The sequence below is a fragment of the Rhizobium sp. CC1099 genome (genome assembly GCF_029714385.1).
In the GTDB taxonomy this organism is placed as follows: domain Bacteria; phylum Pseudomonadota; class Alphaproteobacteria; order Rhizobiales; family Rhizobiaceae; genus Rhizobium.
In genome coordinates, this window is sequence record NZ_CP121642.1 from 630,796 (window position 1) to 644,017 (window position 13,222).

Sequence of the window (13,222 nt, forward strand, 5' to 3'; positions counted from 1 at the left end):
CCAAGTCACTTACTGGGGCGACCGCATCGCCGGCCCGAATGGGGCCGGTCGCGGCCTGAGCAAGGCCCTCGGTGGGTGACCGGGGAAATGCGACATGTCTGCAATGGAATTCCTGCCGGTACTCTTCATGGCCGCCGGAATTGTTCTGGTGGCGATGACGACGCTTTTCGTTTCCTCGCTGCTGCGTCCCTCCAATTCCTATCCCGCAAAGAACATGCCCTACGAATGCGGCATGGACCCGTCGGGCGAGGCCGCCGGGGGCCGCTTCAGAGTGCCGTTCTTTATCCTTGCGATACTGCTGGTGGTCTTCGATGTCGAGGCAATGTTCCTCTTTCCCTGGGCCGTCGTTCTGAAAGAGATCGGGTTCATCGGCTATGTTGAAATGTTCGTCTTCATGTTGCTGCTTCTCGTGGGCTTCGCCTACGCTTGGCTGAAGGGAGCGTTGGAATGGGAGGAGTAAACAACGCGATCCGCGATAGCGTACTGTTCACCACGGCCGACAGCATCATCAGCTGGAGCCGGAGGTCGGCCCTATGGCCTGAGACCTTCGGCATTGCCTGCTGCGCCATCGAGATGATCTCAGCCGGTTGCGCGCGTTATGATCTCGACCGGTTCGGCGTGGTGTTCCGCCCTTCACCACGTCAGTCCGATGTGATGATCATCGCCGGCACCGTGACCCGGAAATTCGCGCCCGTCGTGCGTCGGCTCTACGACCAGATGCCGGAACCGCGCTGGGTGATCGCAATGGGCACCTGCGCCATTTCGGGCGGTGTTTACAACACCTACGCCGTGGTGCAGGGGTCGGAGACTTTCGTGCCCGTCGACGTGCATGTGCCCGGCTGTCCCCCGCGGCCCGAGGCGTTGATGCATGGCTTCCTCCTGCTTCAAGAGAAGATCAAGAGGACCCGCGCGCTGGCCGGGACGCCTCTGGATCGGGTTGTAGCATCATGAGTGTAGGGCGGCCTCTCAATCTGGGTCCGATCATGGAGCGTTTCGGGGGATCAATCGAGGACCTCGGCTGCGCGCACGGCATTCACGTCTTTGCTGTTCCTCCCGAGATGATCGTCGAGTTCTGCCGGTTCCTGAAGGAACACCCAGCGCTGCGATTCAACTTCCTCTCCGACATCTGCGGGGTTGATCACTATCCCGAAACGCCGCGATTCGAAGCGGTATACCACCTCTACTCGCTGCCCAACCGGTGGCGGATTCGCATCAAGTGCTGGCTTGGCGATCCGCCGCAGCTTTCCTCGGTTACGGGCGTCTGGCGCACCGCCAACTGGCATGAACGCGAAGCCTGGGACATGTACGGGATCAGGTTCGAGGGTCACCCAGACCTGCGCCGGATCTACATGTGGGAGGAATTCGAGGGCTTCCCGCAGCGCAAGGACTTTCCGCTGCGCGGATACAAGGATAAGTTGAACCCGTTTGGAGCCGAAGGCCCGCCGCCGACACAGCCGGACCTCGCCACCAGGGATATTCCGCAAGGAGGCCGTTCCGCGCCGGAGAGTTGAGATGACTGAAGTCACCGAGCTCAGCAGGCCTGAAGGCGAAGCGCTCAATACCAGGGAAGTGCTTCTCAATCTCGGCCCGCAGCACCCCAGCACTCATGGGGTTCTTCGGCTCGTCCTCGAACTGACCGGCGAATACGTCGAGCGCGTCGACCCGCATATCGGCTATCTCCACCGCGGCACCGAAAAACTGGCGGAGAGCTTCACCTATACCCAGATTTTCCCGCTGACGGACCGGCTCGACTATCTCTGCCCACCTTCGAATAACCTGGCGTTTGCGCTGGCCGTGGAGAAACTCCTCGGCATAGAAGCACCGGTACGGGCGCAGTATATTCGCGTGTTGATGGCCGAGCTGGCACGGATCTCGGGCCATCTCCTGATCACCGGCGCACTGCCGATGGACCTTGGCGCCATGACCGCGTTGCTCTATGCGATGCGCGAGCGCGAAATGATCATGGATCTGTTGGAGATGATTACCGGGGCGCGGATGCATACCTCTTTCTGCCGGGTCGGCGGTGTGCGCGAGGACCTGCCCGACGGGTTCCTCCCCAAGATCCGGGAATTCTGTGACATTTTCCCGAACCGCATTCGCGACTATGACCGGCTGCTCGAGAACAACCGGGTGTTTTTGAACCGCACGCAAGGGATCGGCGTAATCGCCGCCGAGGATGCCATCGATCTCGGCCTGAGTGGCCCGAACCTGCGCGCCTCGGGCGTCGATTGGGACATCCGCCGCGACGAGCCTTATGAGATCTACGATCGGCTCGACTTCAATGTCATTACCCGCAAGGAGGGCGACTGCTATGCGCGCTGGCAGTGCCGTGTCGAGGAAATGCGCGAGAGCATCCGGATCATTGAGCAATGTCTCGACCAGATGCCCGAGGGGCCGTTCCAGATCGACATGCCGACAATCGCCTTCCCGGTGGACAAGGACAGGGTGCACTGCTCGATGGAGGCATTGATCCAGCATTTCGACCTCTCGGCCTACGGCTTCAAGGTGCCGAAGGGCGAGGTCTATTCGGCGATCGAGGCGCCAAAGGGCGAGCTAGGCTTCTACATCATCAGCGACGGATCGCCCAAACCGTTCCGCATGAAGGTGCGGGCACCGTCCTTCGTCAACCTTCAGGGACTCTTTGGAGTGACGAACGCCCGCTATCTGGCGGACATGATCGCCGTGCTCGGCAGCCTCGACCCGGTGATGGCCGAGGTGGACAAGTAGCAGGGAGGTTCAAATGCGATGACTATGCGCGAACAAATCGAGGCGGCGGCGGCGCGGTATCCCGACCAGCGCTCAGCGATCATGCCCGCGCTTTTGATCGCGCAGAGGGAGCATGGCCATTTGCCTGGTCAAGTGCTCGAAGAAGTCGCCGATATCCTTGGTGTCGAGCGGATCTGGGTCTACGAACTGGCGACCTTTTACACACTCTTCCATATCGAGCCGGTGGGCATGTTCCACCTGCAACTCTGCGACAACGTTTCCTGCATGCTGCGCCGCTCCGAGGAGCTGCTGAGGCACTTGGAGGAGGTGCTGGGGATCAACAAGGGCGGCACGACGCCGGATGGACTGTTCACGCTTTCGACCGTCGAGTGCCTCGGTGCCTGCGAGATGGCTCCGGTGATGCAGGTTGGCGACGATTACCACGGCAACCTTGATGTCGCGCGGACAGACGCACTCCTGGACAGCCTTCGCGCCATGGCGAGGCAGGTCGAAAGTGTTGAGCCCGCCTTTGCGCGACCGCCGGGAGAGTAATGCCATGTTCGAGCCGGTTCTTCTCAAGAATGTCGACGTGCCGGACAGTCATTTGCTGTCGACCTATGAGGCCGGCGGCGGCTATCAGGCACTGGCCAAGACCCTGCGCGAGTATACGCCGGACGAGGTCGTCGACCTCGTCAAACAGTCCAACCTGCGCGGCCGCGGCGGGGCCGGATTCCCGACGGGCATGAAATGGAGCTTCGTGCCGAAGCGGGCCGGCAAGCCGAAATATCTGTGCTGCAACGCTGATGAGGGCGAGCCCGGAACCTTCAAGGACCGGATCATCATGGAGCGCGATCCACACCAGCTCATCGAGGGGCTGGCGGTAAGCGCCTACGCGATCGGAGCCGAAACCGCCTATGTCTACATCCGTGGAGAATATGTGACGGCGATACGCCGCCTGGAGCAAGCGATATCCCAGGCTCACGAAAAGTCCTATCTCGGAACGCGTGTTCTAGGCTCTGATTTCAAGTTCACCGTGCACGTTCACTGCGGTGCCGGCGCCTATATCTGCGGTGAGGAGACCGCGATGCTCGAGTCGCTTGAGGGCAAGCGGGCGCAGCCGCGATTGAAACCGCCGTTTCCCGCCGTGGCCGGGCTCTACTCCAGCCCCACCGTCATCAACAATGTCGAGACGCTTGCTTGCGTGCCGCATATTGTGATGCGCGGGCCGGCCTGGTTTCGGGGCATCGGCCCGGATAAGAGCCCCGGCCCGAAGCTCTACTGCCTGAGTGGGCAGGTGCGCAAACCCGGCCTTTACGAACTGCCGATGGGCATACCACTGCGCGAACTGGTCGAGCAGCACGCTGGCGGTCCGTTACCGGGGCGCAGGATCAAGGCTGTAATTCCGGGCGGGGTCTCGGCGCCGGTAATACCTGAGGGCGGGCTGGAGGTCGGGATGGATTTCGACTCGCTTGCTGCCGCCGGCTCGATGCTTGGTTCGGCCGGCGTTGTTGTAATCGACGACTCGACCTGCATGGTCAAGGTCGCCACCCGGATCATCGAGTTCTTCCATCACGAGTCCTGCGGCAAGTGTACGCCATGCCGGGAAGGATTGAACTGGGCCGTAAAAGTACTGCGCCGCATTGAGACCGGGGAAGGCGGGCCTGGCGATCTGGAGCAGCTGGAGATGCTTTGCAAAGGCATTTTCGGCAATACGTTTTGTGCTTTGGGTGACGGTGCCGCGATGGGATTGCGGGCGGCGCTTAAGCATTTCCGCGACGAGTTCGTCGCCCATATCGAAGAGCGGAGGTGCCCGTTTCACTGAGAGCGTGTGTTTGAGGCGGGCTTGGAGGAAGCATGGTTAGCGTTACGATCGACGGACAAACGCTTGAAGTCGAGGCTGGCTCCACGGTGCTCATGGCGGCTGAGCGTTTGGGCATCGACATTCCAACTTTCTGTTACTGGAAGCGGCTGCCGCCGCTGGCCTCCTGCCGCATGTGCCTGGTGGAGATTGAGGGGTTGCGGCGGCTGCAGCCGTCCTGCGCCACCACGGTCACCGATGGCATGGTCGTGCGGGCGAATACGCCGCTGATCGACGAAACGCGATCTTCGATGCTCGACATGCTGCTTGCCAACCACCCCCTTGACTGCCCGATCTGCGACAAGGGCGGCGAATGCGAGCTTCAGGACATGGTGATGGCATACGGCCCCCGCAAAAGCGAGTTCCACGATCTCAAGCGTGTATTCCACTCCGAGGACATTCGTCTCAGCCCGGTCGTCATCATGAACGTCAACCGCTGCATCCAGTGCCAGCGTTGCGTCCGGATGTGTGAGGAGGTGGTCGGCGCGGTCGCGCTTGGCACCGTCGAAAAAGGCATGGATACGGCCGTCACCGGCTTCGAGGGTAGCCTTGCGAGTTGCGATCAGTGCGGCAATTGCATCGAGGTCTGCCCGGTCGGCGCTCTGATGAGTTTCCCCTACCGCTACAAGGCACGGCCCTGGGATCTGGTCGAGACCGACACGGTCTGTCCGCATTGTGGCACCGGTTGCCAGTTGACGGTGGGCACACGCAAGGGCGAGTTTATGCGGGTACGCTCGAAGTGGGGCGAGGGGGTCAACCGCGAAACGCTTTGCGTGCGGGGACGCTTCGGTCTCGATTTCGTCTCGGGCAGGGACCGGATCGAGCGGCCGATGATCCGTCGCGATGGCACTCTGGCTCCGGTTTCCTGGGACGAAGCGGCGGACTATCTGCGCCGGCGGCTGTCGGCCGTCGAGGACAAGGCTGCAGGGGGGCTGGCCTCGCCGCGCCTGCCCAACGAGGTGCTCTATCAGTTCCAGAAGCTGATGCGGACGGTATTCCGGACCAACAACATTGATTGCTCGTCGCGCTGGTCCGCGCCCTTCGATACGCTCGGGCCTTTACTGGCAGCCTTCTACAGCCGCGCACCACTGGAAGAGGTGATCGCCAACGACTGCGTGCTCGTCGTCGGCGGCAACGTGACCGAGGAGAACCCGGTCACCGAATACCTGCTGCGGGACGGCGCGCGGCGGCGGCAGACCGCTTTGCTCATGCTTTCGGCGCGGCCCTCCCGTCTGGAGGCCGATGCCCGCGTTGTGGTTCGCGTGCCGCCGGGCGGAGAAACGGCGAGCCTTGCGGCGGTGGTAGCCGGGCTCGTGGAAGCGGCCGGTCACGCCTTGCCGGGCGAGACTTTTGCAGACATCGAAGCGACGGTCGGCAGGCCGCCGGTGAATACCGGTAGTGACGGGCCGGCTCGTCTGGCCAGTGCGCTCAAGGAAAGCCGAAGCGTCACTGTGCTTGTCAGCGTCGAGCTCCTGAGGTCACCCGAAGCGCGCGCGACGCTGCAGCAACTCAACAACCTGCTGCAGGTTCTCCGCCTGCTCGGCAAGGGCCTGGCGATGCAGTTCCTCTTTGATCGCGCCAACCAGCTGGGCGCCTGGGACATGGGTGTTTTGCCAGCGGCTTTGCCGGGGTTGTGGGCGGTCACCGATGATGCGACCCGTACAACCCTTGCACGGAACTGGGGTGCCGAAATCCCGTCTGAACCCGGCGCGGGTCTCGACGCCATGCTGGAGCTCTGCGTCGGTGGCGGGATGGGCGCGCTCTACCTCGCCGGAGCAGACCCCCTGATCGCCTACCCCGACAGGGATTTCGTGACGCGAGCGCTTGGCGCCGCCGATCTCCTGATCGTGCAGGATACCTTCCTAACGGATACGGCGGGCCTGGCCGAGGTTGTTCTGCCCGCGGCAGGTTACGGCGAGGAATCCGGGACGTTCACCAACAACGAGGGTCGGACCCAGAAGATCCGCAAATTCCGCGAACCGGCCTTCGAGGCGCGAGGCAATCTGGCGATCTTCGACTTCGTCGCAGCGCTGCGCAGCCAGACGCTGCAGCCCTCGACAGAAGGCGGAATTTTCGACGAGATTGCCCGGCGGGTTCCGGCCTATCAGGGGTTGACGCAGGATGGACTTGGCGCTGACGGCGCGTTCACCAAGGCGGTCCCGCTGCCACCGGCTGGCGAGTTCTTCGCGCCGCCGCCGGCCGCGAAAGCAGCCACCGGACTGATGCTGATTACCGGCAACTGCCTGTTCCACAACGGATATCTTTCCGAACGCTCGGAGATCCTGAATACGGTCGCTGATGACCCCTATGTCGAGATGAGCGCGCAGGATGCCGCCCAACTTGGCTTTTCGGATAGCGATCCGGTGGTCGTGCGATCCGCTCTGGGAGAATTGACGGCGAAGCTCAAGGTCAACAGGCGCTTTCCTAAGGGCCTCGTATTTCTCCCCGAGAACTACAGGGCCCTACGCCTCAACAGACTGATGCGTCGGGGTGTATATCCATGTCCGGTGGAAGTTCACCGGGCCACGGCGTCCGCCTGTCTCACTGGTTCTACGTCGAACCCTAAGGATCGACACCAAGGCATGGACGGTGGCTTGCCTGACCCTGCATCGGGCCTTGATCAGTGATACCTGTTCCCGCAGATGTAATCCTGCAGATCCTGTTCCGTGCGCTCCGCTTCGTCGAGCCTATGTTTGACCACATCGCCGATGCTGACTACGCCGACAACGTTGTCCCCATCCATGACCAGGACATGACGCGTACGCCGCCGGGTCATGATTCCCATCGCGACCGGCAGCAAATCCCGGGTCGAACAGGTCGCTACATTGCGGTTCATGATGTCCGCGGCTCGCATCATCGCCGCCGCGGCCCCGTATTCGGCTACCGCATTGCAGCAATCCCGCTCCGACAAGGTACCAAGGTATTCGCCGTCTGATTGGCTGACGACGACGAAGCCTATATTGTTCTCGCGAAACAGTCTCAGGACTTCCACCATCGACTGATCGCGATTGACCGCGATGACACCGACACCCTTGTTCTTCATGATTTCGCCGACAAACATCTGAGCCTCCTGTCCGAGCGCATTGTTTGACAGCTGGCGCGTCTTCACGTTCGCCGTATATTCCGCCACCAGTTGTAGCCCTGCGTCTCTTTGGTTTCGACGAGCACGTCCTTCTCCGTATTCAGGCGCGCGGCAATTACGCCGCCACCGGTTGCCGCCTTGCCCGGTTTGGCGAGCAGATCGTCGCGCCCGATCACCAAATCACGCGAGGAAAAGCTCGAGAATTCGTATTGTTGGCCAAGCGCGATCGCGTCCGCTGGACAGGCGTCCTCGCATAGCCCGCAGAATAGGCACCGGGCCGTGTCGATCTCGAATTTTGCCGGGTGACGGTTGCCCTTTTCGTCCTCGTAGGGGATGACTTCGATGCAGTCGCAGGGACAAATCCGGGCGCAGAGTTCGCAGGCCACGCATTTGATCTCGCCCTCTTCGTCGCGCGTCAAGAAGTGATGCCCGCGGTAGCGCGGGTAGGGCAACCATTTTTCCTTGTCCGGATACTGCATGGTGACGGATCTGGCGAACATGTAGCCGAAGGTCAGCGCCAAGGCTTTCGCCAGATCGCCGAAGAACGCCCAGCCGATCCATGTTCCAATACTGTCCTGCGCGCGCGACATCATCGCCCCCGCTATGGAGCCGCTGCGGCCCCTAAATGAAAGCAATTCCGGTTATGATTATGTTCGCCATCGATAAAGGAAGCAAGACTTTCCATCCGATCGCCATCAGTTGGTCGTAGCGGTAGCGGGGGAAAGTGAAACGGAACCAGATAAACAAATAGACGAAGAACGAGACCTTGAGCAGAAACCAAAGGAGCGGTGGCAAGGGGATCAGTACGCCGTTCCAGCCGCCGAAGAACAGGATCACCACCAGCACCGACACCAGCAAGACGATGGCATATTCGCTGATCATGAAAAACGCAAAGCGGATACCGCTGTATTCGGTATGGAAGCCAGCCCCCAGATCACCTTCCGCTTCCGAAAGGTCGAATGGAATGCGCTGTGCCTCGGCCAGTCCGGCAACGAAGAACACCAGGAAGCCGATCGGTTGGTAAACGATATTCCAGACATCGGCCTGCGCCCGTACGATTTCGAGCAGGCTCATGGATTGCGCCAACATGACCACGCCGATGACCGCAAACCCCATCGGGATCTCATAGCTGATCATCTGCGCGCAAGTCCTGAGGCTGCCCAGAACAGCGTATTTGCTGTTCGCGGCCCATCCGCCGAAGATGACACCGTAGACCTCAATGCCGATCACAGCGAAGACGAAAAGGATCGCCACATTCATGTTGGAGACGTAGAGCGTGATCTCGGCACCCAACACCGAGACGGTTTCGCCGAACGGGATCGCGACGAACACCACGAATGGTGGGGCGAGCGCCAGGATTGGCGCCAGTTTGAACAGAAAGCGGTCGGCCTCGTCCGGGATGTGGTCTTCTTTGGTCAAGAGCTTGATTCCGTCCGCCACCGGCTGCAGCAGCCCGTGCCACCCGACGCGCATTGGCCCCATCCGCTGCTGGATGTGCCCAGCGATCTTGCGTTCCAGCCAGGTCAGCGGCAAGGGCAACAATAGCAGGATCGCGATCAGAAACGCGACCTTGAAGACGATCAGGCCGAGGGCGACGATAAGTTCCATGATCCGCGGCTACTTATTCATCGGTTGAAACGCGCGACCGGATTTTTGCCCGGCTATAGACTGAGCACTTGTGCAGTTATCAGCTTGATAGGGTACAGCGGCGACGCGCTACTTGCAAAGCGGAAATCAATTCTGCCTTCCCCGATATGGCAAGAACCGCTTTTAACGGGTTTGTATGAGCCTACCAAGGTTGTTGAAAGGCAGAGCTTAGGTCCCGCTTTGGGCGAGGGAACGGAGTCTGACAAAAATAATCACAGAATCCAACGCAAACAAATTTGTCGCTGCAATTTCAATAAGATCAATATAATAAGAAACCTATGAATAAGGCTTACGGCCTACTGCGCTGGTGGACTGGCAATCCCTGAAAGTCCTTGAGCGTCGCTAATACGATCGACGTCTTGACATGCTGAACGCTGTCGTGCGGCAGGAGCACGTCGTTGACGAAGCGCGAAAGTCCGGCAAGGTCAGGCGTCACGACCTTGAGGTGGTAATCCATTTCACCGGTCAGGGCGTAACATTCCAGCACCTCCGGCAGGTCCGCAATCAGTGTTGCGAAACGCTTGGCGTTGTCGCGGTTGTGGGTCGCAAGGGTTACGGCGATGACGACCATGAGGTCGAGCCCCAGCCTGCCGCGATCGAGCACGGCGCGATAGCCGTGGATAAAGCCCTCCGCCTCAAGCCGTGTCCTCCGGCGCGAACATTGTGATGGCGAGAGCGCGATTAATTCCGAGAGCTCGTTGTTGGTGAGGCGGCCGTCGCCTTGCAATTGGGCAAGGATTTTTAAATCGTATCTGTCGAGCTGTTCCATTTGTGCGCGTTCTCCCATTTTTTTGCATGAAACATGTATTGAATCGCTAGAACTGCGCGTGAATGCAAGCACCATGCGTAAAAATCCCGTCATAATGCCATCCAGGATCCTGGTTGGAGGAAAGAACGATGGGCCCCTATCCGCACGACGCGCCGCCGACAGGCATCACTGCCGACAATCCGGCTGGCACTGACGGTTTCGAATTTGTGGAATTCGCCCATTCGGAGCCGGAAAAACTGCGCGAGCTTTTTATCCGCATGGGCTACAGTTGCGTTGCCAAGCACCGCACGAAGGACGTTACCGTCTGGCGCCAGGGCGATATCAACTATCTGCTCAATGCCGAGCCCGGCAGCCATGCCATGCGCTTCGTCGCCGAACACGGCCCTTGCGCGCCCTCCATGGCCTGGCGTGTCACCGACGCCAAACATGCCTTCGACCACGCGGTTTCAAAGGGGGCGACGCCGTATGAAAGCAAGGACAAGGCCGTCGATATCCCGGCCATCGTGGGCATCGGCGGTTCGCTGCTTTATTTTGTGGAAACTTACGGCGAGAAGGGCACGCCCTATGATGCAGAGTTCGAATGGCTGGGTGAACGCAACCCGAAGCCGAAAGGCGTTGGCTTTTACTACCTCGATCATCTGACCCACAATGTCTATCGCGGCAATATGGACAAGTGGTGGGAGTTCTATCGCGAGCTCTTCGGTTTCCGCCAGATCCATTTTTTCAATATCGACGGCCGCATTACCGGGCTGATGAGCCGGGCAATTACGTCTCCTTGCGGCAAGATCCGCATCCCGCTGAACGAGTCCAAGGACGACACCAGCCAGATCGAGGAATATCTGCGCAAGTACAAGGGCGAGGGCATCCAGCATATCGCCGTTGGTACGGAGGCAATCTACGACGCGACGGACAAACTCGCCGAAAACGGCCTGAAATTCATGCCCGGGCCGCCCGATACCTATTACGAACTCTCGCATGAGCGCGTACACGGCCATGAGGAGCCGATCGAACGGATGAAAGAGCATGGCATTTTGATCGACGGCGAGGGCGTCTTGGATGGCGGCACGACCCGCATCCTGCTGCAGATTTTCTCGCGAACCGTCATCGGACCGATTTTCTTTGAGTTCATTCAACGAAAGGGCGACGAAGGCTTTGGCGAAGGAAACTTCCGCGCTCTGTTCGAATCGATCGAGGCCGACCAGATCCGGCGCGGCGTGCTGCGCCCGACGGCTGCCGAATAACCAGAGCCGCGTTTGAGCGGCGATTGACGGATCGCCCCTCTTACATTTTTGGTGTTTGTCGAACGATTATATCATGCCGGCGAGGATGCCGACGCCTGCTATAGCGGCTAGGCCGCCGGCAAGGCGCGTGACGATGAAGCCTCGGCGTTCGCCGATGCGGCCGATCGCATAGCCAAGCCCGAGTCCGACAGCGTGCAGAAGAGCGGTCGCGATCAAAAAACCTCCCCCGTAAGCAGCGCCCGCAGCACTTTCCGGCATTTCGGTGCCGTGGGCATGGCCATGGAAGATCGCAAACAGCCCGACCACGGCCATCGCAATGGCTGCTGGGGCCTTGACGTTGAACGCCACGACCGCGCCGAGAAGGACCACCGATAACGCGATACCCGCTTCAACAAATGGGATATCGATGCCGGCAACACCGAGCGCGCCGCCGAGGGCCATAACAAGGACGAAGGTTGCCGGGACAAGCCAAGTTGCGCGACCGCCAAGCTGATAGGCAAAGACGCCAACCATGATCATCGCAAGGACATGGTCGATACCCGATACGGGATGGGTGAAGCCATGCGCGAAGCCTGCTGCTTCGCCGGCGACGGGATGGGCATAGGCGGCGGCTGGAAGCGCTGTTGCGACCAGTGCCAAAAGGCCGCTCTTGAGTGTTGATTTCATTAATCAATTCCCCATTGAGTTATAGAATGCGTTGCGGGCGCTGGATCGGGTAAGCACGGTGAATATCGCGGGGCAATGCTATGTGAAAGACGCCGGAAACGTCAACGAAAAAAATGTCGAATATGGATGTATTTCAATAGTTTATCAGTAGTGCATTTGCGGCATGCATCTGCCTAATAGGCGGGCACTCATCGCCTTACAGGACGCGTCGATTCCCGCAAATTGAGTTCGACAGGCCATAATTCATGAATATCTGAAACCGAGCGTCCCGCCAGCAGTTGCAAGGTCAGGTCGGCGCACCTTGCGCCTGCTGCTCTCATCGATGATCGGCTTGCCGAAAGTGAGGGTGCCATATTTTCCGCCGTCAGGTAGGGAAACACGTCGTCATGGGCGATGACAGAGACGTCCTCGCCGATAGCGAGGCCGAGGGATCGGACGGCGCGATAGACGCCGAGTGCTGTCATCATCGAACCGGCCACGAACGCCGTTGGCGGATTGGAACTCTCCAGAAAAAAGCGGGCATGTCTAAAGCCAAGCTCGTCGGTGAATGTGTCGTGGGCGATCAGCTGTGCGTCCTGCTCAAGAGCCCGCCCCTCGAAGGCCTTGCGGAAGCCGATATCGCGGTGGATGGAGTAAGTCAGTCCTTTGCGGCCGTTGATCATCGCGATCCTGCGGTGGCCGAGGTCGAGCAGATGCTCCGTCGACCGGCGGATTGCCCCTTCATTGTCGATGTCCAGCCATGCATGGGGAACGGCGATATCCGATCGCCCATGCACGAAGAAAGGAATTTTGAGCCTGTCCAGAAGCTCGATGCGCGGGTCGTTCGGTTTCGGAGAGTGGACGATAATTGCATCGACGCGCCGGCTTTCGGCAAGCCGTCTATAGGTCTGCATCTCCTCGTTAAGATCGCGATCGGCCATCGGGATCACCAGGATATCAGTATCCTCCGAGGCCAGTCTCTCCGCCATGCCGGCCATGAATTCGGCAAAGTGGAATTCACCGGAGCGTCCCATAATGACCCCGATCGCGCCGACGCGGCCGGTCTTTAGCCGGACGGCGTTGACGTCCGGCCGGTAGCCGAGCCTCAGGGCTTCCGCAACGACGCGTGCGCGGGTTGTCTCGCTTACCTCCGGATAGCCGCTCAGCGCTCGGCTTACCGTTGTCGGCGACAGGCCGACTTGTTTTGCGAATTCCTTGAGCTTCATTCGAACACGTTAGGTTGGATCCGCGCGGATCAATGACGGATTGTTGAG

General features: G+C 60.1%; 14 protein-coding genes. 8 read left to right on the plus strand and 6 right to left on the minus strand.

Annotation, left to right across the window (positions count from 1 at the left end):
- The first annotated feature begins 94 nt into the window (after nucleotides 1-94).
- Genes QA644_RS24175 through nuoG form a run of 7 tightly spaced genes read left to right on the plus strand, consistent with a single transcriptional unit; the run spans nucleotide 95 to nucleotide 7,191 of the window.
- Nucleotides 95-460, plus strand: a complete 366-nt coding sequence (locus tag QA644_RS24175) for an NADH-quinone oxidoreductase subunit A (protein ID WP_074071546.1) — start codon at nucleotides 95-97, stop codon at nucleotides 458-460.
- Nucleotides 448-951, plus strand: a complete 504-nt coding sequence (locus tag QA644_RS24180; RefSeq protein WP_283073614.1) for an NADH-quinone oxidoreductase subunit B — start codon at nucleotides 448-450, stop codon at nucleotides 949-951. Before QA644_RS24175 ends, QA644_RS24180 begins: the two co-directional genes overlap by 13 nt.
- Entirely contained in the window at nucleotides 948-1,511 is a 564-nt protein-coding gene (locus tag QA644_RS24185; protein WP_283073615.1) for an NADH-quinone oxidoreductase subunit C, read from the plus strand. The genes QA644_RS24180 and QA644_RS24185 overlap by 4 nt, the downstream gene beginning before the upstream one ends.
- A gap of 1 nt (nucleotide 1,512) precedes the next feature.
- Nucleotides 1,513-2,727, plus strand: coding sequence for an NADH dehydrogenase (quinone) subunit D (gene nuoD, locus QA644_RS24190; RefSeq protein ID WP_283073616.1), 1,215 nt, complete (start codon nucleotides 1,513-1,515; stop codon nucleotides 2,725-2,727).
- An 18-nt stretch (nucleotides 2,728-2,745) separates the two neighbouring features.
- Complete coding sequence (gene nuoE / locus QA644_RS24195) at nucleotides 2,746-3,258, plus strand: NADH-quinone oxidoreductase subunit NuoE (RefSeq protein ID WP_283073617.1); 513 nt, start codon at nucleotides 2,746-2,748, stop codon at nucleotides 3,256-3,258.
- Nucleotides 3,259-3,262: 4 nt separating this feature from the next.
- A complete protein-coding gene (gene nuoF, locus QA644_RS24200; protein WP_239601074.1) occupies nucleotides 3,263-4,528 on the plus strand; it encodes an NADH-quinone oxidoreductase subunit NuoF in 1,266 nt (421 codons plus the stop codon).
- A gap of 32 nt (nucleotides 4,529-4,560) precedes the next feature.
- Nucleotides 4,561-7,191 (plus strand): NADH-quinone oxidoreductase subunit NuoG, encoded by a 2,631-nt coding sequence (nuoG, locus tag QA644_RS24205; RefSeq protein ID WP_283073618.1) that lies wholly within the window; start codon nucleotides 4,561-4,563, stop codon nucleotides 7,189-7,191.
- Here the strand turns inward: nuoG and QA644_RS24210 are convergent.
- The 4 genes from QA644_RS24210 to QA644_RS24225 all read right to left on the minus strand — a co-directional run bounded on the left by QA644_RS24210 (nucleotide 7,185) and on the right by QA644_RS24225 (nucleotide 10,062).
- A complete protein-coding gene (locus QA644_RS24210; RefSeq protein ID WP_194731419.1) occupies nucleotides 7,185-7,625 on the minus strand; it encodes a CBS domain-containing protein in 441 nt (146 codons plus the stop codon). The genes nuoG and QA644_RS24210 overlap by 7 nt on opposite strands.
- 44 nt (nucleotides 7,626-7,669) lie before the next feature.
- Nucleotides 7,670-8,236, minus strand: a complete 567-nt coding sequence (locus QA644_RS24215; RefSeq protein ID WP_239601072.1) for an NADH-quinone oxidoreductase subunit I — start codon at nucleotides 8,234-8,236, stop codon at nucleotides 7,670-7,672.
- A gap of 31 nt (nucleotides 8,237-8,267) precedes the next feature.
- Nucleotides 8,268-9,254 (minus strand): NADH-quinone oxidoreductase subunit NuoH, encoded by a 987-nt coding sequence (gene nuoH, locus QA644_RS24220; RefSeq protein ID WP_074071553.1) that lies wholly within the window; start codon nucleotides 9,252-9,254, stop codon nucleotides 8,268-8,270.
- A 328-nt stretch (nucleotides 9,255-9,582) separates the two neighbouring features.
- A complete protein-coding gene (locus QA644_RS24225) occupies nucleotides 9,583-10,062 on the minus strand; it encodes an Lrp/AsnC family transcriptional regulator (protein ID WP_283074009.1) in 480 nt (159 codons plus the stop codon).
- A 128-nt stretch (nucleotides 10,063-10,190) separates the two neighbouring features.
- Between QA644_RS24225 and hppD the strand changes: the two genes are divergently transcribed.
- Nucleotides 10,191-11,303, plus strand: coding sequence for a 4-hydroxyphenylpyruvate dioxygenase (gene hppD, locus QA644_RS24230; protein WP_194731417.1), 1,113 nt, complete (start codon nucleotides 10,191-10,193; stop codon nucleotides 11,301-11,303).
- A gap of 66 nt (nucleotides 11,304-11,369) precedes the next feature.
- On the opposite strand, the gene QA644_RS24235 is transcribed toward hppD, so the two are convergent.
- Both QA644_RS24235 and QA644_RS24240 read right to left on the minus strand, forming a co-directional pair.
- Nucleotides 11,370-11,969, minus strand: coding sequence for a HupE/UreJ family protein (locus tag QA644_RS24235; RefSeq protein WP_283073619.1), 600 nt, complete (start codon nucleotides 11,967-11,969; stop codon nucleotides 11,370-11,372).
- A 188-nt stretch (nucleotides 11,970-12,157) separates the two neighbouring features.
- Nucleotides 12,158-13,174, minus strand: a complete 1,017-nt coding sequence (locus QA644_RS24240; RefSeq protein WP_074071557.1) for a substrate-binding domain-containing protein — start codon at nucleotides 13,172-13,174, stop codon at nucleotides 12,158-12,160.
- Between the last annotated feature and the right edge of the window lie 48 nt (nucleotides 13,175-13,222).

What these genes read in the sequence shown, in the direction of transcription:
- QA644_RS24175 (WP_074071546.1), top strand. Translation starts at nt 95, where the DNA reads ATGTCTGCAATGGAATTCCTGCCGGTACTCTTCATGGCCGCCGGAATT.
- QA644_RS24180 (WP_283073614.1), top strand. Translation starts at nt 448, where the DNA reads ATGGGAGGAGTAAACAACGCGATCCGCGATAGCGTACTGTTCACCACG.
- QA644_RS24185 (WP_283073615.1), top strand. Translation starts at nt 948, where the DNA reads ATGAGTGTAGGGCGGCCTCTCAATCTGGGTCCGATCATGGAGCGTTTC.
- nuoD (WP_283073616.1), top strand. Translation starts at nt 1,513, where the DNA reads ATGACTGAAGTCACCGAGCTCAGCAGGCCTGAAGGCGAAGCGCTCAAT.
- nuoE (WP_283073617.1), top strand. Translation starts at nt 2,746, where the DNA reads ATGACTATGCGCGAACAAATCGAGGCGGCGGCGGCGCGGTATCCCGAC.
- nuoF (WP_239601074.1), top strand. Translation starts at nt 3,263, where the DNA reads ATGTTCGAGCCGGTTCTTCTCAAGAATGTCGACGTGCCGGACAGTCAT.
- nuoG (WP_283073618.1), top strand. Translation starts at nt 4,561, where the DNA reads ATGGTTAGCGTTACGATCGACGGACAAACGCTTGAAGTCGAGGCTGGC.
- QA644_RS24210 (WP_194731419.1), bottom strand. Translation starts at nt 7,625, where the DNA reads ATGTTTGTCGGCGAAATCATGAAGAACAAGGGTGTCGGTGTCATCGCG.
- QA644_RS24215 (WP_239601072.1), bottom strand. Translation starts at nt 8,236, where the DNA reads ATGTCGCGCGCGCAGGACAGTATTGGAACATGGATCGGCTGGGCGTTC.
- nuoH (WP_074071553.1), bottom strand. Translation starts at nt 9,254, where the DNA reads ATGGAACTTATCGTCGCCCTCGGCCTGATCGTCTTCAAGGTCGCGTTT.
- QA644_RS24225 (WP_283074009.1), bottom strand. Translation starts at nt 10,062, where the DNA reads ATGGAACAGCTCGACAGATACGATTTAAAAATCCTTGCCCAATTGCAA.
- hppD (WP_194731417.1), top strand. Translation starts at nt 10,191, where the DNA reads ATGGGCCCCTATCCGCACGACGCGCCGCCGACAGGCATCACTGCCGAC.
- QA644_RS24235 (WP_283073619.1), bottom strand. Translation starts at nt 11,969, where the DNA reads ATGAAATCAACACTCAAGAGCGGCCTTTTGGCACTGGTCGCAACAGCG.
- QA644_RS24240 (WP_074071557.1), bottom strand. Translation starts at nt 13,174, where the DNA reads ATGAAGCTCAAGGAATTCGCAAAACAAGTCGGCCTGTCGCCGACAACG.